This is a genomic window from Pseudomonas sp. S4_EA_1b, assembly GCF_016307435.1.
GTDB classification, from domain to species: domain Bacteria; phylum Pseudomonadota; class Gammaproteobacteria; order Pseudomonadales; family Pseudomonadaceae; genus Aquipseudomonas; species Aquipseudomonas rhodesiae.
On the sequence record NZ_JAEILC010000001.1, the window covers coordinates 57,952 to 76,035 of the forward strand.

Annotated in this window: 16 protein-coding genes; 4 read left to right on the top strand and 12 right to left on the bottom strand. The window is 60.2% G+C overall.

Translation table 11 applies throughout. The annotated features are described in order from the left end of the window. Positions 1 to 80: 80 nt before the first annotated feature. The 3 genes from guaB to YA0848_RS00245 form a co-directional block, all read right to left on the bottom strand. Complete coding sequence (guaB, locus tag YA0848_RS00235; RefSeq protein ID WP_034115028.1) at positions 81 to 1,550, bottom strand: IMP dehydrogenase; 1,470 nt, start codon at positions 1,548 to 1,550, stop codon at positions 81 to 83. Positions 1,551 to 1,654: 104 nt separating this feature from the next. Further along, complete coding sequence (locus YA0848_RS00240; RefSeq protein ID WP_169903814.1) at positions 1,655 to 2,203, bottom strand: sugar ABC transporter ATPase; 549 nt, start codon at positions 2,201 to 2,203, stop codon at positions 1,655 to 1,657. A 65-nt stretch (positions 2,204 to 2,268) separates the two neighbouring features. Further along, on the bottom strand, positions 2,269 to 3,036 hold the full coding sequence (locus tag YA0848_RS00245) for a sulfite exporter TauE/SafE family protein (RefSeq protein WP_169903813.1): 768 nt from the start codon (positions 3,034 to 3,036) through the stop codon (positions 2,269 to 2,271). A gap of 99 nt (positions 3,037 to 3,135) precedes the next feature. On the opposite strand from YA0848_RS00245, the gene YA0848_RS00250 reads away from it, so the two are divergent. The 4 genes from YA0848_RS00250 (at position 3,136) to leuA (ending at position 8,263) form a co-directional block, all read left to right on the top strand. Next, the gene (locus tag YA0848_RS00250) at positions 3,136 to 4,026 is read left to right on the top strand and encodes a LysR family transcriptional regulator (RefSeq protein WP_169903812.1); all 891 of its coding nucleotides are present in this window, start codon (positions 3,136 to 3,138) and stop codon (positions 4,024 to 4,026) included. Between the two features lie 30 nt (positions 4,027 to 4,056). Then, positions 4,057 to 5,436 carry an exodeoxyribonuclease VII large subunit gene (gene xseA / locus YA0848_RS00255; protein ID WP_169903811.1) on the top strand — a complete coding sequence of 460 codons (1,380 nt, stop codon included), beginning with the start codon at positions 4,057 to 4,059 and terminating at the stop codon, positions 5,434 to 5,436. A 3-nt stretch (positions 5,437 to 5,439) separates the two neighbouring features. Further along, positions 5,440 to 6,261 (top strand): M23 family metallopeptidase, encoded by an 822-nt coding sequence (locus tag YA0848_RS00260; protein WP_169868815.1) that lies wholly within the window; start codon positions 5,440 to 5,442, stop codon positions 6,259 to 6,261. A 322-nt stretch (positions 6,262 to 6,583) separates the two neighbouring features. Beyond that, the gene (gene leuA / locus YA0848_RS00265) at positions 6,584 to 8,263 is read left to right on the top strand and encodes a 2-isopropylmalate synthase (RefSeq protein ID WP_034100403.1); all 1,680 of its coding nucleotides are present in this window, start codon (positions 6,584 to 6,586) and stop codon (positions 8,261 to 8,263) included. 171 nt (positions 8,264 to 8,434) lie between these two features. On the opposite strand, the gene YA0848_RS00270 is transcribed toward leuA, so the two are convergent. The 9 genes from YA0848_RS00270 to pilW form a co-directional block, all read right to left on the bottom strand. Continuing rightward, complete coding sequence (locus tag YA0848_RS00270; RefSeq protein ID WP_034115031.1) at positions 8,435 to 9,226, bottom strand: amidohydrolase; 792 nt, start codon at positions 9,224 to 9,226, stop codon at positions 8,435 to 8,437. Next, a complete protein-coding gene (locus YA0848_RS00275) occupies positions 9,214 to 10,362 on the bottom strand; it encodes a pyridoxal phosphate-dependent aminotransferase (protein ID WP_034100408.1) in 1,149 nt (382 codons plus the stop codon). Before YA0848_RS00275 ends, YA0848_RS00270 begins: the two co-directional genes overlap by 13 nt. A gap of 114 nt (positions 10,363 to 10,476) precedes the next feature. Then, positions 10,477 to 11,946: a ribosome biogenesis GTPase Der gene (der, locus tag YA0848_RS00280; RefSeq protein ID WP_034100410.1), complete on the bottom strand. Its 1,470-nt coding sequence runs from the start codon at positions 11,944 to 11,946 to the stop codon at positions 10,477 to 10,479. Between the two features lie 137 nt (positions 11,947 to 12,083). After that, positions 12,084 to 13,235: an outer membrane protein assembly factor BamB gene (bamB, locus tag YA0848_RS00285; protein WP_169903810.1), complete on the bottom strand. Its 1,152-nt coding sequence runs from the start codon at positions 13,233 to 13,235 to the stop codon at positions 12,084 to 12,086. Continuing rightward, on the bottom strand, positions 13,228 to 13,869 hold the full coding sequence (locus tag YA0848_RS00290) for a YfgM family protein (protein WP_034100415.1): 642 nt from the start codon (positions 13,867 to 13,869) through the stop codon (positions 13,228 to 13,230). The genes bamB and YA0848_RS00290 overlap by 8 nt, the downstream gene beginning before the upstream one ends. Before the next feature lie 41 nt (positions 13,870 to 13,910). Further along, positions 13,911 to 15,200 carry a histidine--tRNA ligase gene (hisS, locus tag YA0848_RS00295; RefSeq protein WP_034115032.1) on the bottom strand — a complete coding sequence of 430 codons (1,290 nt, stop codon included), beginning with the start codon at positions 15,198 to 15,200 and terminating at the stop codon, positions 13,911 to 13,913. A gap of 21 nt (positions 15,201 to 15,221) precedes the next feature. Further along, positions 15,222 to 16,331, bottom strand: a complete 1,110-nt coding sequence (gene ispG, locus YA0848_RS00300; protein WP_034100419.1) for a flavodoxin-dependent (E)-4-hydroxy-3-methylbut-2-enyl-diphosphate synthase — start codon at positions 16,329 to 16,331, stop codon at positions 15,222 to 15,224. A 2-nt stretch (positions 16,332 to 16,333) separates the two neighbouring features. Next, on the bottom strand, positions 16,334 to 17,320 hold the full coding sequence (locus YA0848_RS00305; RefSeq protein ID WP_034100421.1) for a RodZ domain-containing protein: 987 nt from the start codon (positions 17,318 to 17,320) through the stop codon (positions 16,334 to 16,336). After that, positions 17,320 to 18,075 carry a type IV pilus biogenesis/stability protein PilW gene (gene pilW / locus YA0848_RS00310; RefSeq protein ID WP_034100422.1) on the bottom strand — a complete coding sequence of 252 codons (756 nt, stop codon included), beginning with the start codon at positions 18,073 to 18,075 and terminating at the stop codon, positions 17,320 to 17,322. Before pilW ends, YA0848_RS00305 begins: the two co-directional genes overlap by 1 nt. Between the last annotated feature and the right edge of the window lie 9 nt (positions 18,076 to 18,084).

The window sequence follows — 18,084 nt, forward strand, 5'->3', positions numbered from 1 at the left end:
GAAGTCAGTCTCGTCTAATGAATCAGAAACAACTCGGGGCTGAAGAACAGCCCCGGTTACTTAACATTTTGCTGGAAGCTTCAACCTACGCGGTAGTTTGGCGCTTCCTTGGTGATCTGCACGTCGTGGACATGGGATTCAGCCATGCCGGCGCCGGTGATCCGTACGAACTCTGGCTTGGTGCGCATTTCGTCGATGTTGGCGCTGCCGGTGTAGCCCATCGAGGAACGCAGGCCACCCATCAGTTGATGGATGATGGCGCTCAGGGTGCCCTTGTACGGCACACGGCCTTCGATACCTTCCGGAACGAGCTTCTCAGCGCCAGCCGAGGAGTCCTGGAAGTAACGGTCGGAAGAACCTTGCGCCTGGGACATGGCGCCCAACGAACCCATGCCGCGGTAAGCCTTGTACGAACGGCCCTGGAACAGTTCGATTTCGCCCGGCGCCTCTTCGGTACCGGCGAACATCGAGCCCATCATCACGCAGGAGGCACCGGCGACGATGGCCTTGGACAGGTCACCGGAGAAACGGATGCCGCCGTCGGCGATCAACGGTACGCCAGTGCCTTCAAGGGCAGCGGCGACGTTGGCGATGGCGCTGATTTGCGGCACGCCCACACCGGCGACGATCCGGGTGGTGCAGATCGAGCCAGGGCCGATACCGACCTTGACCGCATCCGCGCCCGCTTCGGCCAGAGCCTTGGCGGCAGCGCCGGTGGCGATGTTGCCGCCGATCACTTGCACTTCAGGGAAATTCTGTTTGACCCAACGTACGCGGTCGATCACGCCTTTGGAGTGACCGTGGGCGGTGTCGACCACCACCACGTCCACACCGGCAGCGACCAGGGCCGCAACGCGGTCACCCGTGTCTTTACCGGTGCCGACGGCGGCGCCGACGCGCAGACGACCTTGGTCATCCTTGCTGGCCAGCGGGTAAGCCTTGGCTTTTTCGATGTCGTTGACGGTCATCATGCCCTTGAGGGCGAATTTGTCGTCGACGATCAGCACGCGCTCGATGCGGTGCTTGTGCAGCAATTCGCGCACGTCGTTCTTGTCGGCGCCTTCCTTGACCGTGACCAGACGCTCTTTAGGCGTCATCACTTCGCGGACGGTGACTTCAAGACGGTTCTCGAAACGCACGTCACGGGAGGTAACGATGCCGACCAGGTCGCCATCGTGCAGTACCGGAACGCCGGAGATGTTGTGCAGGCGGGTCAGGTCGAACAGGTCACGCACGGTAGCGTCGGCTTCGATGGTGATCGGATCCTTCACCACACCGGCTTCGTAACGCTTGACCTTGCGCACTTCGGCAGCTTGCTGCTCGATGGTCATGTTCTTGTGAATAATGCCGATGCCGCCTTCCTGAGCCATGGCAATGGCCAGACGGGCTTCGGTGACGGTGTCCATGGCAGCGGAAACCAGGGGAATATTCAGCTCGATGCCACGGGTTAGGCGGGTCTTGAGACTGACTTCGTTAGGAAGCACCTCGGAATAACCAGGCACTAGGAGAATGTCGTCGAATGTCAGAGCTTCTTGGCTGATACGCAGCATCGCGGGGGCTCCCGAGCGGGAAAATGGAAGCGCGCCATTATATACATGCACCCTGCCTGGCTCAATGTAAAACTCTGACAAACTTGGTAATACTGATAGATGGATTAAAGTTCGACCTTGACCCAACTGATCTTCTGGTCCAGCCAATCGGCAAATTCGTCGATAAAGCTCTGCTTGAAGCCCGCTTCGGCCCAGTTGTTGAAGATAAATCCCAGGTTGGAAAACCCGCACTCCTGCAAGAACAGAAAGCCGTTGATGTCATCTTCATGCCCGCACAGTGGGCAGGTGAAGTTGTCGGTGTGGCCGGGCATCCAGTCTTCCAGGCTTTCGAACAACGCCTCCCCCACTTCCCGCCGACACCCCGGGCAGCCGGCCTCGCCAAGAAAGCCTTTGGCGGGCGTGTAGATACAGCGTTTGTAGATAATTTCCAGCCCATTGACCGGCTCGTTGAACGGTAGCGCTTCGGGATACAACACCACGGCGCGGGCGCCGTCGGCCAGGGCATAGCCCATGCGGTTGCCGGTGCGGCCGCAGGTGGTCAGTTCTTCCTTGACGATATTCTTGCGCACCAGCCAGCGCACGATTGCCCGAGCGCGGGGTTCGTGCACGGGCAAAGTGGAGATTTTCGGAACAAGGATGCTTTGGGAATTCATGGGAGTCCTGCGGTGTGGCTTCTGAAGCCTGGGAGGACGGCAGCTTAATCCCTGAAGAAATCAGGTCAAGTATTCAAATACCGTCCAATCAACGCAATGCCGCTGGCCAGCACCAGCCAAGTCACCAAGCGCACGAATGCCTCCCGCGACAGGCGCATCGTCAACCTGCGCCCTGCCCACAACCCCACAGCCATCGCCGGCAACAAGCACACAGCGAGCAGCAACAGCGGTAAGTCCGCATACACACCGGCGACCAGGAACAGACTCAAGCGCACCACAGTGCTGCAACTGATCAACGCACTTTGGGTGGCGCGCGCCGCGTCCTTGGGCAGACGACTGTTCAGATAGATCGCATACAAAAAACCGCCGCTGCCGAACAGCGCACCAAAAAGCCCGCCGATCGTCCCCATCGGGATCGACCAACCCGCAGCCAACTGCGTCGGGCGGGCCTTTATCGCCAGGCTATAAAGGGCGTAGGCACTGATAAACAACCCCATCAACAGCAGCAATAGGTCGGAATGCAGATTGAGCAAAAACACCACGCCCAAGGTACAACCGACGGCCATGCACGGCAGCAGGCGCAATAACTCGGGCTTGCTCACGTCTCGTCGGGTTTGCAGCAAACCGCCAAACGCCGCGACAAAATCCAACAGCACCAGCAGCGGGATGATCTTCGACAGCGGCATAAACAAAATCAACACCGGCCCGGCCACCAGCGCCGTGCCAAAGCCGGCGATGCCGAACACGATATAGGCAACGGCCACGCCCAGGCCGATCACGAGCCACTCCAAACCGCTAAACGACCACTGACTCATCAGCTCAACCGGGCCCATGGGTGATTCCTTGCAAGAGATGGCGTTCACTTTAGCCATCGCCGAGCGTTGCGACTAATATCTTCAAATCCTTCAAGCCATCTTAAAAAGGCATAACGCGTGATCTCCACCCGCCAATTGCGCTACTTCGTTGAAATCGCCGACAGCGGCAGTTTCAGTGCCGCGGCCGAGCGCCTGTTCGTCGCGCAATCGGCCTTGAGCCGGCAAATCAAGGCGCTTGAGCACCAACTGCAAACGCCGCTGTTCGAACGCACGGCGCGTCAACCAAAGCTGACCGCGGCGGGCGAAGCCTTTTACCCTCGGGCGCGCAACCTGCTGAGCGAACTGCAAAAGGCCAGTGAAGTGGCGACCCAGATCGGCAGCGGCCAGGTCGGCACCCTGCGTCTGAGCCATTCGAGCACCGTGCCGATGAGCGGCGTGCTGCTGCGCGGCATCAGTACCTGGCTGGAGCGCTGCCCTGGGGTTTCGGTGGATATCGCCAAGATGTCCTCCGAAGCGCAGTTGGAAGAGATCGCCGACGGCCGCCTGGACGTCGGCCTGCTGCGCTTGCCGGTATTGCGCCAGCGCGAAGGCGTGCGTGTACAGCCTTTATACAGCGAGCCCTTGATGCTGGCGGTGCCGCCGAACCATGCGCTGGCTGGCCGTGATGCGCCCATTGAGCTGGCGCAGCTGCGGGATGAGGCGTTTATTTCGATCCCCCATCCACAGCGCGGCGGTTTGAGTTATCTGTCCGCCGAGCTGTGCATGCGCGCCGGTTTCTTCCCCAAGGCGGCTCGGGTGATGTCGCGCAAGACCACGCAGTTGCAGTTGATCCAGGCCGGTTTCGGTATTGCATTGTTACCAAAATCCATGCAAGACATTGCACCTGCCAACCTGCGTTTTTTACCCCTGGCCGAGCCGGACTGCCTCAGCACCGTGGCCCTGGCCTGCGCGCAAGGGCCGAGCGCGCTGGTCGAGCAATTCTGCCAAACCCTAAGCGAATGCCTATAAACTGCCGCCCATGATTAAAGACCTGTTGCCATGATTAAAGACCCGTTTGCCCGTCTGGGCCTGGACCGCGAAGTTCTGACTGTCAGCCAGCTCAACGGCCGTGCGCGGGTGTTGCTGGAAGACGTGTTCGCCAATATCTGGGTCGAAGGCGAAATCTCCAACCTCGCCCGCCCGGCGTCCGGCCACGTGTATTTCACCCTCAAGGACAGTGGCGCCCAGGTGCGTTGCGCATTGTTTCGCAGTAACGCCGCACGGGTTCGGCAGGCCTTGAAGGATGGCCTGGCGGTGAAGGTGCGCGGCAAGGTCTCGTTGTTTGAGGGCCGTGGTGATTACCAGTTGATTCTCGACACCGTGGAGCCCGCCGGCGACGGTGCGCTGCGCTTGGCCTTCGATGCGCTGAAAGAAAAACTCAGCGCCGAAGGACTGTTCAGCGCCGAGCGCAAAGTGCCGCTGCCGGCCCACCCGCAGCGCATCGGCATCATCAGCTCACCCACCGGCGCGGTGATCCGCGACATCATCAGCGTATTCCGTCGCCGTGCGCCGCAGGTGCAACTGACGTTGATCCCCACCGCCGTGCAAGGCCGCGAAGCCATCCCGCAAATTGTACGGGCGCTGAAACTGGCGGATGCGCGCGGCTTCGACGCACTGATCCTGGCCCGTGGCGGCGGTTCGCTGGAGGACCTCTGGTGCTTCAACGAAGAAGCCGTGGCCCGTGCGGTGGATGCCTGCGTAACCCCTATTGTCAGCGCCGTCGGCCATGAAACCGATGTATCGATCAGCGACTTCGTGGCTGACGTGCGCGCACCCACTCCGTCCGCTGCCGCCGAGCTGCTGGCGCCGGATTCAAGCCATCTGGTGCGCCAGGTGGAGAACCTGCATCGGCGCCTGGTGATGCTGATGCGCAACCGCCTGCGGCACGACCGCTTGCGACTTGAAGGCATGACCCGCCGCCTGCGTCATCCGGGCGAACGTCTGCGCCAACAGGCCCAACGCCTCGACGACTTGGACATGCGCCTACGCCGTGCCTTCGAGCGTAGCCTCAACACCCGGCGCGAGCGCTTGATCCGCCTGGAAACCCGCCTCGCCGGCCAGCATCCGGGACGCCAACTGGCCCTATTGCGCCAGCGCTTGGACAGCCTCGCCGAACGCCTGCCGCGCGCCATGCGCGAAGGCCTCAAGGCGCGTCGTCTGCAATTGCAAAGCCAGGTGCAGACGCTGCAGGTGGTCAGCCCGCTGGCCACCCTGGGCCGCGGCTACAGCATCCTGCTGGACGAGCGTGGCCAAGCCATTCGCAATGCCGCGCAGACCCACACCGGCCAGCGTCTGACCGCGCGACTCGGTGAAGGCCAATTGCAAGTGCGGGTGGAAGACAACCACCTGACACCCGTTACCCTTTCGTTACTGGATTAATCGATGCCACGTCTTTTTAGCATGTTGATGCTGCTATGCCTGACCTTTAACGCCCACGCCGACAGTTACATCAGCCGCACCCTGAACAAACCGGTGCCGGGCGGCGTGGCAGTGGTCGAGCTGGGCCCTTCGGCAACGGCGCCCAAGGCCACGTATCAAGGCAAGCCGGTGCTGGTGGTCAAGGAACAGGACAATTGGCTGGCGATCGTCGGCATTCCGCTGACGGTCAAACCCGGCAACGAGCGCATCAGCAGCGGCGGCCGCAGCCTGCCCTTTATCGTCGGCTATAAAAAGTACCCGGAACAGCGCATCACCTTGAAGAATAAAAGCCAGGTCAACCCTGCCCCGGCGCAGCTCAAGCGCATCGAGGCCGAGCTGGCGGTACAGATCAAGGCTTACCGCAGTTTCAGCCCGAACCTGCCGAGCAATCTGGTGCTGGACAAACCGGTCAACGGTCCGCTGTCGAGCAAGTTCGGCGTGCGCCGCTTTTTCAACGGCGAAGAGCGCAACCCGCATTCGGGCCTGGACTTCGCGGTGCCCGCCGGCACGCCGATCAAAACGCCTGCAAACGGCAAAGTGATTCTGGTGGGCAATTACTTTTTCAACGGCAATACCGTGTTCGTCGATCACGGCCAAGGCTTTATCAGCATGTTCTGCCACATGTCCACGATCGACGTGAAGGTCGGCCAGCAACTGGTGCGAGGTGCGGTGGTGGGCAAGGTCGGCTCGACCGGCCGAGCGACGGGGCCGCACATGCACTGGAACGTCAGCCTTAACGATGCGCGGGTGGACCCGGCGATCTTTATTGGCGCATTCCAACCTTGATATCCGCGATTGCGCGCCCAAGAATTGGCGCGCAATAAAACCCATATCACACCCGAATAATTGGCAGAAAATCTCGATCGAACTGCACAAAAAAGAACTTCTATCAATTTTTTTCGACTGCTTGCCATCATTCACCTCGGCGGTTAGGGTTGGACCTATGAAAACCTCTCACACCCTCATTCAGCTCCGCCAGCACCGCAGCCTGTGCCTTGTCAGCGCACGACTGCCAGGCTGAATCGATCTGCCTCGTCTTGTGCTTTATCCCCAATAACAGTTCCACGGCAGGCCGCCTCTTCTCGGCCCCTACACAAAGGATTTCCCGATGAGCATGCTCAAAGACCCGTCTTCGAAGTACCGCGCGTTCCCGACCATCGATATCCCGGACCGCACCTGGCCATCGAAAACCATCACCGCCGCGCCAATCTGGTGCAGTTCCGACTTGCGTGATGGCAACCAATCGCTGATCGAACCGATGGATGCGGTAAAAAAATTGCGCTTCTGGAAAACCCTGGTCGCAGTGGGCGTGAAGGAAATCGAGGCCTCCTTCCCGGCGGCCTCGCAGACCGACTTCGACTTTGTGCGCACCCTGATCGAAGACAACCACATCCCCGAGGACACCACCATCCAGGTGCTGACCCAGGGCCGTGAAGACTTGATCGCACGTACCTTCGAATCTCTGCGCGGAGCCAAGAAGGCCATCGTGCACTTGTACAACGCCACCTCGCCGTCGTTCCGCCGCATCGTGTTCAACCAGGACAAGGACGGTATCAAGGCGATTGCAGTCAACGCCGCCAAGCTGTTCGTCAAATACGCCGCCCAGCAACCGGAAACCCAGTGGACTTTCGAGTACTCGCCTGAGACCTTCAGCGCCACCGAACTGGAGTTCGCCAAGGAAGTCTGCGACGCCGTGATCGAGGTGTGGAACCCGACACCGGAGCACAAGGTCATCCTCAACCTGCCGGCAACCGTGGAGTGCGCCACGCCGAATATCTATGCCGACCAGATCGAGTGGTTCGGTCGTCATATCAACCGCCGTGACAGCGTGATCATCAGCCTGCACACCCACAACGACCGTGGTACCGGCGTGGCTGCCACCGAATTGGGCCTGATGGCCGGTGCCGACCGTGTCGAAGGCTGCCTGTTCGGCAACGGCGAGCGCACCGGTAACGTCGATCTGGTCACCGTGGCCCTGAACCTCTATACCCAGGGCGTGGACCCTGAGCTGGATTTCTCCGATATCGACGGCGTGCGTAAAGTCGTTGAAGAGTGCAACCAGATCCAGGTCCACCCACGTCACCCGTACGTCGGCGACCTGGTTCACACCGCGTTCTCCGGCTCCCACCAGGATGCGATCCGCAAGGGCTTTGCCCAGCAGAAATCCGACGCGCTGTGGGAAGTCCCGTACTTGCCGATCGACCCTGCAGACATCGGCCGCAGCTACGAGGCCGTGATCCGCGTCAACAGCCAGTCAGGCAAGGGTGGCATCGCCTACCTGCTGGAACAGGAATACGACATCAGCTTGCCGCGTCGCATGCAGATCGAGTTCAGCCAAGTCGTGCAGGCCGAAACCGACCGCGTGGGCCTGGAGATGACCGCACCGCAAATCTATGCGTTGCTGCAGCGTGAATACCTGCAAGCCAACACACCGTATGCGTTGGTCAGCCATCGTTTGCAGGAAGAGAACGGCAACAGCTTCGTCGAGGTGGAAGTCTCCGGCAAAGGCCAGGGCGAAACCAACCTGCACTGGAAAGGCAAAGGCAACGGCGCGCTGGAAGCCTTGGTGGCCGGCCTGCCGGTGGCGGTCGAGATCATGGACTACAACGAACACGCGATCGGCGCGGGCACCAACGCCAAGGCTGCGGCCTATATCGAACTGCGCGTGAACGGCGAACGCCCGGTGCATGGCGTGGGCATCGATGAAAACATCACCACGGCCAGCTTCAAGGCATTGTTCAGTGCACTGAACCGCTCGTTGAGCCAGTTGGAAGCGAAGGCGGCGTAAACGTCGACCGCTGAGTGCCAAAGGCCCCTAGGTGTGAATCCAGGGGCCTTTTTATTGAGCGTCAGATTTGGGTTGACTGTCAGGGACTCATCGGGGGCAAGCCCCCTCCCACAGGTTGATTTGTGAATACACACAAAATGTGGGAGGGGGCTTGCCCCCGATAACTATCAGTTAGACGAACTGAAAACTATCGGCATCCAGATGCGCCGGAAACCGGGCGCGATACGCCGCCAACTCAGCCGCCTCCAGCTTCACCTGAAACACCCCGTCAGCCTCCCCCGCACTGAGCAGCGTCTCTCCCTGGAAGTCCAGCACCTGACTGTCGCCGGTATAGGCAAAGCCTTTGCCATCGGTGCCGACCCTATTCACTGCCGCTACATAACACAGGTTTTCGATGGCCCGCGCCGGTAGCAAGCGGTTCCAGTGCTGGCGCCGGGCGCCGGGCCAGTTGGCCGTGTACAACAACAGGTCAGTATCTTGAGCGTCGCGGCTCCATACCGGGAAGCGCAGGTCGTAGCAAATCAACGGGCGTATACGCCAGCCCTTCAATTCGAACTGCACTTGGCGCTCGCCGGGGGTGTAGTGATTGTGCTCACCGGCCATGCGGAATAGATGGCGCTTGTCGTAGTGCAACACCTCGCCATCCGGCCGTGCCCATAGCAGGCGATTGCGATGGCTGCCGTCGGCGGCCTGGATGATCACGCTGCCGGTGATCACTGCGTCGTATTTGACCGCTTGGGATTGCAACCACTGCTGGGTGGGACCGTGTTCCGGTTCGGCGAGGGCCTGGGACTCCATGGAGAAACCCGTGGTAAACATCTCGGGCAGTACGATCAGATCGGCTCCCCTGGCCTGCTCCAGCAGCAGTTCAAAATGCTCAAGGTTGGCCTGGCGGTCGTGCCAGGCCAGGGTGGTCTGGATCAGGGCAATCGTCAGATCGGGCAGTGCAGTCAGATCACGCATAGTTTTTCGGCTGCCTGGCGCAGCGTGTCCTCACGTTTGGCAAAGCACAAGCGCACCAGGCGCTGGCCTTGGGGTGGGTGCTGGTAGAACACCGAGATCGGAATGCTCGCCACGCCATGTTCACGGGTCATCCACAGCGACATGGCGACGTCATCCAGATCCGGGCGTATCTGTGAGTAGTCCACCAATTGGAAGTAAGTACCGGCGACCCGGGTAAAGCTCAAGCGCGACGGCGCCAGCAAGTCGCAGAACAGGTCGCGCTTGGCCTGATAGAACGCCGGCAGTTCTTCGACATGCTCCGGGTGTTCGGCCATAAAGTCAGCCAATGCGCACTGCAACGGTGTCACACCACAGAAATTGACGTATTGGTGCACCTTGCGCAGTTCGGCCGTCAACGCCGGTGGGGCGACGACATAGCCGGTTTTCCAGCCGGTGACGTGATAGGTCTTGCCAAAGGAGCTGACCACGAACGCACGTTGGTACAGCTCCTCATGGGCCAACACGCTGACGTGAGAGACCCCGTCGAATACCAAGTGCTCGTAAACCTCATCGCTGACCAGGTAAATATCGCGATCGCGGATCAGTTCAGCCAATTGGTCCAGCTCAGCACGGCTGATCAACGCGCCGGTCGGGTTGTGGGGGGTGTTGAGGATGATCATGCGCGTGCGCGGCGAAAGCGCCGCCTTGATCCGTTCAAAGTCCAGCGCGAAGCCTTGCAGGCTCAGTTGCACATGCACGCAACGGCCGCCGGCCAGCTCCACCGAGGGTTCATAGCTGTCGTAGCACGGGTCGAACACGATGACTTCGTCGCCGCTGCGAATCACTGCCTGGATGGCGCAAAAGATCGCGGCAGTCGCGCCAGGCGTGATGGTCACTTCGGTGTCGGGATTGACCGTAACCCCATAACTGCGGGCGATCTTGGCCGCCACTTGCTGACGCAGAGCCGGCAAACCCGTCATAGGCGAATATTGGTTATGGCCGGCGGCAACATGCTTGCCCACCGCATCGAGCAAACCTTGAGGCCCGTTGAAATCGGGGAAACCCTGGGACAGGTTGAGGGCGCCGGTTTCAGCGGCGAGTTGCGACATGGTGGTAAAAATGGTCGTGCCGACCGTTGGCAGCTTGCTGGTGATCATCGAAGGCCCCTGCGGATGAGCCCCAAGTTTTAAGCTGCCAACCCGGTTGGGTCAAGGCACAAACCGGCGCGCACAAAAAAGGGCTCATCAAGAGCCCTTTCTGCGAAGTCGATATCAGCGCTTGTCGCGGCGCTTTTTGTCGGCTTTTTTGTGGTGAGTCATCAAACGACGCTTCTTGTTCACCTGACGGTCAGTCAGTGTGTTCTTGTTGCCTTCGTATGGGTTCTCGCCACCTTTGAACTCGATACGAATCGGCGTACCGACCAGTTTCAAGACGCGGCGGTAGGTGTTTTCCAGGTAACGCACGTAGGACTTGGGCACCTTCTCGATCTGGTTACCGTGGATCACGATAATCGGCGGGTTGGCACCACCCAAGTGGGCGTAACGCAGCTTGATCCGACGGTTGTTGACCATCGGCGGCGCGTGCTCGCCCACTGCGTCTTCCAGGATCTGGGTCAGACGGTTGGTCGGCCAACGGGTGACCGCGGACTTGAACGAGTTCTGTACGGAGGCATACAGGTTACCCACGCCAGTGCCGTGCAACGCCGAGATGAAGTGGATATCCGCAAACTCGACGAAGAACAGCCGACGCTGCAGCTCGACCTTGACGAAGTCGCGCTCGCTCGGCGTCATGCCGTCCCACTTGTTGATCGCGATCACCAGTGCCCGACCGGCCTCCAGGGCGAAGCCCAGCAGGTTGAGGTCGTGGTCCACCACGCCTTCACGGGCGTCCATCACAAAGATCACCACGTTGGCGTCCTTGATGGCTTGCAGGGTCTTCACCACGGAGAATTTTTCAACTTCCTCATGGATCTTGCCGCGCTTGCGCACACCGGCGGTGTCGATCAGCGTGTACTTCTCGTCGTTGCGTTCGAACGGGATGTAGATGCTGTCGCGGGTGGTGCCTGGCTGGTCATAGACGATAACGCGGTCTTCACCGAGCATGCGGTTGACCAGGGTCGACTTGCCCACATTGGGGCGGCCGATAATGGCGATCTTGATACCGTCTTTTTCGCTCGGGCCAGGAATGCGCTTGGCTTCCTCGCCTTCGGCGACGATCTCTTCTTCGCCCTCTTCTTCCTCGACATCATCTTTCGGGAAGTCGCGCAGAGCGATTTCCAACATCTGAGTGATGCCGCGACCGTGGGCACCGGCAATCGGGATCGCGTCACCCAGGCCCATCGGGCTGAATTCGGCACGGGCCTGCTCAGGATCGATGTTGTCGATCTTGTTGGCGACCAGGTAGGAGCGTTTGTTGCGCTTGCGCAGGTGCTCGCCGATCATTTGGTCGGCAGCGGTGTAGCCCGCGCGGGCGTCCACCAGGAACAACACGACATCGGCTTCTTCAATGGCTAGCAGCGACTGCTCGGCCATTTTTTCGTCCATGCCATGCTCGTCACCGGAGATACCACCGGTGTCGACGATAATGTAGGAGCGCCCTTGCCACTTTGCCTCACCGTATTGGCGATCACGGGTCAGACCGGACAAGTCGCCGACAATGGCGTCGCGAGTCCTGGTCAGGCGGTTGAACAAGGTGGACTTGCCGACGTTAGGTCGGCCCACCAGGGCGATTACGGGAACCATGCGGCTCTCCACTTCGTTATTTCAGAAAATACAAAAGCCGCTGCAGGGCAGCGGCTGGTGCTCGGGGCAGCATATTCATGCCGCATGCCCTGCCGAAGCAGGGCCGCCTGGGGGTGACCCCAAGCATAGTCAAACCTTTACTTGATGGTCAGGGCTTCCAGCTTGCCGCTGTTGCCATACACATAAAGCATGTTACCCACCACCAGCGGACGCGCACGCAGGCCGTCGCTGTCGATACGCTCGCGACCGACAAAACGACCGTCCACCTGGCTCAGCAGGTGCAGGTAGCCTTCGAAGTCGCCGACCGCCACATAGCTGGAGAATACTTCCGGCGCCGACAACTGACGGCGAGCCAGCGAGTCGTTGCTCCACAACGCAGTGGTAGTACGCTCGTCGACGCTTTCCACGGTTCCCGACGCCAGGCTTACATAGACGCTGCCAAGCCCCTGCGCGACACCGGCGTAGCTGGAAGCATCACGCTGCCAGTTCACACGACCGGTCTGCAGGTCCAGTGCCGCGACACGGCCTTGGTAAGTGGCGACGTAGAGGGTTTCGCCCGACAGCAGCAAGCCGCCATCGATATCCACAACGCGGTCCAGCTCGGAACGACCTTGTGGGATGGCCACGCGGGTTTCCCAGGCCGGTACGCCGTTAAGCGTATCAAGGGCGACCACTTTACCGGTCGACAGACCTACCACGGCAAGATTATTGGTCACTACCGGACCGCTGGTACCGCGCAAGGTCAACACCGCCGGGGTACTGTCGTACAACCAGCGCTGTTCGCCGGTGCTGGCGTCCAGGCCAATCACACGGTCGTCCTGGGTCTGCACCACGACCACATTGCCATTGGTGGCAGGGGGTGCGAGTACTTCACTGGTCACGCGAGCGCGCCATTTCTCTTCACCGGTGCTGGAATCCAGCGCCACGACTTCGCCCTTGAGCGTGCCGAGCATTACCAGGCCATAACCCACGCCAACGGCGCCGGACACTGGCAGTTCCAGGTCTTTCTTCCACTTGACGTCGCCGTTCATGCGATCCATGGAGATCACAACGCCGGTCACGTCAGCGGCAACGATGTTTTCACCGTCGATAGCCGGCACCAACATATTGTAGGTTTCGCCCTGACCGTCACCGATGGAGCGGCTCCACTGCTTTTGCAGGACCACTTCTTCCTTGAAGCTGGTCAGCTCGGCCGGAGGCAGTTCTTTTTTACTGTTGCTGCTGCAACCCGCGGCCAGAAGGGCCAGAGCCAGCAATGCTGCATGTTTCCAACGGATCACGTCACGCATCCCCTTTGGCCAAGTCGTCCAGCTTGATTTGTAAGCCACCGACCGCCGCTTCATCAGACAGCGCCGCCTTGGCTTTTTGGTACGCAGCATTCGCTTCGTCGGTACGACCCAATTGGACCAGCAGGTCGCCCTTGAGCTCTTCGCGAGTGGCTACAAATGCTTTGTCAGCATCGCCGTCGAGCAGTTTGAGTGCTTCGTCAGCTTTGTTCTGTGCCGCCATCACCTGAGCCAGGCGCTGACGCGCGATTTCACCCAGGGTCGGGTTGGTCGGCTTGTCGACGATGGCTTTCAGCTCGGTGGCTGCATCATCCAGCTTGCCGGTATCGACCGCGACTTTCGCGACGAACAGGCTGCCGTACTGGGCGTAGGTGCTGCCGCCGAATTCGTTCTTCAGCTTGCCGGCCAGGTCGGCCACGCGCGCCGGATCGGGCTTACCGTCCGGTGTCAGGGTGGTTTCCAGCAATTGCTGATAAACGATCGAGGCGCCTTGGGATTGGTTGGCCTGATACTTGGTCCAGGCTTGCCAGCCGAACACCACCACTAAAGCCAGCAGACCGCCGGTAACCAGGGGCTTGCCGTTACGCTGCCACCAGTCCTTGAACTCGGCCAACTGCTCATCATCAGTACTCGACACCCCAATACTCCTTAATCGCTAAATTCGGCTGTTCGACAGCTTCAACCCTGCACGACGCAGGTGGCCAAGTGCGCTGCGAGCGCATCAAAGGCAATATTCTGTTGCTCGCCCTGGCCACGCAGGGGTTTGAAACCTATCACTTGCTGGGCCAACTCGTCATCGCCCAGGATCAATGCGTACAACGCACCGCTCTTGTCGGCTTTCTTGAACTGACTCTTGAAGCTGCCCGCGCCGGCGTTGATCTGCAGGCGCAAGTTTGGCAGTTGGTCGCGCACCTTTTCGCTCAAGGCAAGTGCAGCCAACTCGGCGGCCTCGCCAAAGGCGCACAGGTACACATCCACCTGACGGGAAATTTCTTCCGGCACCTGCTCCAGGGTTTCCAGCAGCAGGATCAAGCGCTCGATGCCCATGGCAAACCCTACGCCGGTGGTCGGCTTGCCGCCCATCTGCTCGACCAGGCCATCATAACGGCCACCGGCACACACGGTGCCCTGGGCGCCGAGCTTGTCGGTAACCCATTCGAATACGGTTTTGCTGTAGTAATCCAGGCCACGTACCAATTTCGGATTGATCACGTAGGGAATACCGGCCGCATCCAGGCGAGCCTTGAGGCCCTCGAAGTGCGTGCGGGATTCGTCGTCCAGGTAATCGGCCATTTTCGGCGCATCGACCAGGACCGCCTGGGTATCGGCGTTCTTGGTGTCCAGCACGCGCAGCGGGTTGGTCTTCAGACGGCGCTGGCTGTCTTCATCCAACTGATCCAGGCGCGCGGACAGGAATTCAACCAGGGCTTCGCGATAGCGCCCACGGGACTCGCTGGTGCCCAGGCTGTTGAGTTCAAGCTTGACCGCATCGCGGATGCCCAGCATGCCCCACAGGCGCCATGTCAGCACGATCAATTCGGCGTCAATGTCCGGGCCATCGAGGTTGAACACTTCCAGGCCGATCTGATGAAACTGGCGATAACGGCCCTTCTGCGGACGCTCGTGACGAAACATGGGGCCGATGTACCACAGTTTCTGCGGCTGGCCGCCACCGGTCAGGCCGTGTTCGAGTACTGCGCGCACGCAGGCGGCAGTACCTTCCGGACGCAGGGTCAGGGAGTCGCCGTTGCGGTCTTCGAAGGTGTACATCTCTTTTTCGACGATGTCGGTCACTTCACCGATGGAGCGCTTGAACAACTCGGTGAACTCGACGATTGGCATGCGGATCTGCTTGTAACCGTAGTTATCCAGCAGGCGCGCGACAGTCCCCTCGAAATAGCGCCACAGTGGCGTCTGGTCGGGCAGGATGTCGTTCATGCCACGAATGGCTTGCAGAGACTTGCTCACATCAAATCCTTAAATTCGTTCTTAGCCGCGTGCGATCAGCGCTGCGTCAGCCGCGACCTTCTCGGCCGCTTTCTCGCGGATCAGCCGTTCAAGCTCATCCACCAGATTGTCATTCGTCAACTTCTGCGACGGTTTGCCGTCGATGTAAATCAGGTTCGGTGTACCGCCGGTCAAGCCAATATGGGCTTCCTTGGCTTCACCCGGCCCGTTGACCACACAACCGATCACCGCGACATCCAGCGGTACCAGCAGATCTTCGAGGCGCCCTTCCAGATCGTTCATGGTTTTCACCACGTCGAAATTCTGCCGCGAGCAGCTCGGGCAGGCGATGAAGTTGATGCCTCGGGAACGCAAATGCAGGGATTTGAGAATGTCGTAGCCGACTTTCACTTCCTCTACCGGGTCTGCCGCCAGGGAGATGCGGATGGTATCGCCAATCCCTTCGGCGAGCAGCATACCGAGACCCACCGCAGATTTCACTGTGCCTGAGCGCAAACCGCCCGCTTCGGTGATACCCAGGTGCAGCGGCTGCACGATTTCCTTGGCCAATAAACGGTAGGCTTCTACCGCCATGAACACATCGGAGGCCTTTACGCTGACCTTGAAGTCCTGGAAATTCAGGCGCTCCAGATGTTCAACGTGGCGCAACGCCGACTCAACCAGCGCCGCCGGGGTTGGCTCGCCGTATTTTTTTTGCAGGTCTTTTTCCAGGGAACCGGCGTTGACGCCGATACGGATAGGGATCCCACGATCACGCGCGGCATCCACCACCGCACGCACGCGGTCTTCGCGACCGATGTTGCCCGGGTTGATGCGCAGGCAGTCCACACCCAGCTCGGCAACGCGCAACGCAATGCGGTAGTCGAAGTGAATGTCGGCCACCAACGGCACTTTGACCAATTGCTTGATACGACCGAATGCCTCAGCGGCATCCATGTCCGGCACGGACACCCGCACGATGTCCACGCCGGCAGCTTCCAGGCGATTGATCTGGGCAACGGTTGCGGCCACATCATTGGTGTCGCTGTTGGTCATGCTCTGCACCGCGATGGGAGCATCGCCGCCCACCGGCACCGAGCCGACCCAGATCTTGCGCGATACGCGACGTTTGATTGGAGATTCGCCGTGCATGACTATTGTCCCAACTTGAGGCGAGCGGTCTCGCCACTGGTGAACGGCGCCACGTCCACAGGCTGGCCGTTATAGGCCACTTGTGCGCCTCGGGCGTAGCCCAGACGCAGCGTCAAAGGAGGCTTGCCGCCCTGGTCCAGCGTATCGCCCTTGCGCTTGAGACCGCTAAACAGCACTTTGCCATTGCCATCGGTGAGCTGCGTCCAGCAATCAGCGATGAAAGTGATCTGTACGCGCCCGTCACCGGCAATCAACGCAGGCGTGGTGGGCGGCGAAATCGCCGGGGTGGCCGGAGCAGCCGGGGCGGCGGTTGCTGGAGCCTGTGCGGGCACGGCAGGCACATGGGCTTGAGCGGCAGGCGCAGCCGGTGTTGCGGGGGCCGCAGGCGCGGTCGCAGCCGGAGCGGTTTCCGATGCGAGCGGTTGCTCAGTGGCCAACGGCGCCTCAGGCGTGGTCTGCCCCTCGACAACGGCCTGGTCTTCCGGCTCATCCAGCGGATGAATCTGGGTGGTGCCATCGGCGCTTTCGACTTCGACATGCTCCATGGCGTTACTGGTCATGTCCTTGGTGCGCTGGGAGGTCTGGTCTTGCCACCAGACAAAACCGCCGCCAATTACGGCGATCAGCAGCAAAAGGCTAACAATTCGCAAAATAGTGTGAGAAACGCGTACCGGCTCTTCGATACGTCCCAGGCCATGCACGCTGCTGCCTTGGGAGTCGGTGCCGGTGTACTGGTCGAACTCCTGAACCAATACGGTCTGGTCGATACCGAGCAATTTGGCATAAGCGCGGATATAGCCACGGGCGAAGGTATGCCCAGGCAACTTGTCGAACGCGCCTGCTTCAAGGTTAGACAGGGACGTAGTGGTCAAATTGAGCTTGAGGGCCACTTCCGCCAGCGACCAACCATTGCTTTCGCGGGCCTGACGCAAGGTCTCGCCTGGGTTTACGCGATTAGCTGCTACAACTTCCGGGTGCGCCGCTTTCATCATTGCTCCGACAGGTATTGCTGATATTCCGGGGTACCGGGATAGAGTCGTTCGAGTTGCTGGCCAAACCGTGCGGCCGTGTCGCGTTCTTCATGAACCGTCGCCAGGCGCACGCCGAGCAATAGACTACGTGCATTTTGCCCGCTGAGCAGGCTAAAACGTTCGTAATAGTCGCGGGCCGGCACATAATGCCTGTCTTCATAAGACAACTCAGCCATTTCGAGCAAGGCACGCGGCTGGCGAGCGTTCAAATGCAGAGCCTTTTCCAGATGCCGGCGGGCGTCTTCACGCTGGCCGAGGCGCACCGCAGTAACCCCGAGATTTTCGAATACCCGCGAGCGCTCAGGGTAGAGAGTATCAACGCTTGCTCGTTGGAAATAATCGGCGGCCTGCTCATATCGTTTCTGCGCGAACAGGAAGCTACCGTAGTTGTTCAGCAACCGTGGGTCGTCAGGACGGGCAGCCAGGGCCTTCTTGAAATAACCGTCAGCCAGCTCCGGCTCGGCCTGGGCTTGAAAGACCAGCGCCAACGCTGCATTAGCATCGGCATCATCGCCGTCCAGCTCAAGGGCCTTTTTCAACGGCACCTTGGCCTGTTCGCTCATGCCCTGCTGCAAATAGCCCAACCCCAACTGCACATAAGCGACTCGCGCTTCGTCACGGCCCTTGCCGGTTTGCAAAGGGTGGTCATGGCCCGATGAAACACACCCGGCGATACCGGTAATCAGCAGAAGCAGCGCAAGGCGCAAGGGCATAGAGATCCT

What these genes read in the sequence shown, in the direction of transcription:
- bamB (WP_169903810.1), bottom strand. Translation starts at nt 13,235, where the DNA reads ATGCGTGACGTGATCCGTTGGAAACATGCAGCATTGCTGGCTCTGGCC.
- ispG (WP_034100419.1), bottom strand. Translation starts at nt 16,331, where the DNA reads ATGCACGGCGAATCTCCAATCAAACGTCGCGTATCGCGCAAGATCTGG.
- guaB (WP_034115028.1), bottom strand. Translation starts at nt 1,550, where the DNA reads ATGCTGCGTATCAGCCAAGAAGCTCTGACATTCGACGACATTCTCCTA.
- der (WP_034100410.1), bottom strand. Translation starts at nt 11,946, where the DNA reads ATGGTTCCCGTAATCGCCCTGGTGGGCCGACCTAACGTCGGCAAGTCC.
- YA0848_RS00260 (WP_169868815.1), top strand. Translation starts at nt 5,440, where the DNA reads ATGCCACGTCTTTTTAGCATGTTGATGCTGCTATGCCTGACCTTTAAC.
- pilW (WP_034100422.1), bottom strand. Translation starts at nt 18,075, where the DNA reads ATGCCCTTGCGCCTTGCGCTGCTTCTGCTGATTACCGGTATCGCCGGG.
- xseA (WP_169903811.1), top strand. Translation starts at nt 4,057, where the DNA reads ATGATTAAAGACCCGTTTGCCCGTCTGGGCCTGGACCGCGAAGTTCTG.
- YA0848_RS00270 (WP_034115031.1), bottom strand. Translation starts at nt 9,226, where the DNA reads ATGCGTGATCTGACTGCACTGCCCGATCTGACGATTGCCCTGATCCAG.
- YA0848_RS00305 (WP_034100421.1), bottom strand. Translation starts at nt 17,320, where the DNA reads ATGAAAGCGGCGCACCCGGAAGTTGTAGCAGCTAATCGCGTAAACCCA.
- YA0848_RS00245 (WP_169903813.1), bottom strand. Translation starts at nt 3,036, where the DNA reads ATGGGCCCGGTTGAGCTGATGAGTCAGTGGTCGTTTAGCGGTTTGGAG.
- leuA (WP_034100403.1), top strand. Translation starts at nt 6,584, where the DNA reads ATGAGCATGCTCAAAGACCCGTCTTCGAAGTACCGCGCGTTCCCGACC.
- YA0848_RS00240 (WP_169903814.1), bottom strand. Translation starts at nt 2,203, where the DNA reads ATGAATTCCCAAAGCATCCTTGTTCCGAAAATCTCCACTTTGCCCGTG.
- YA0848_RS00275 (WP_034100408.1), bottom strand. Translation starts at nt 10,362, where the DNA reads ATGATCACCAGCAAGCTGCCAACGGTCGGCACGACCATTTTTACCACC.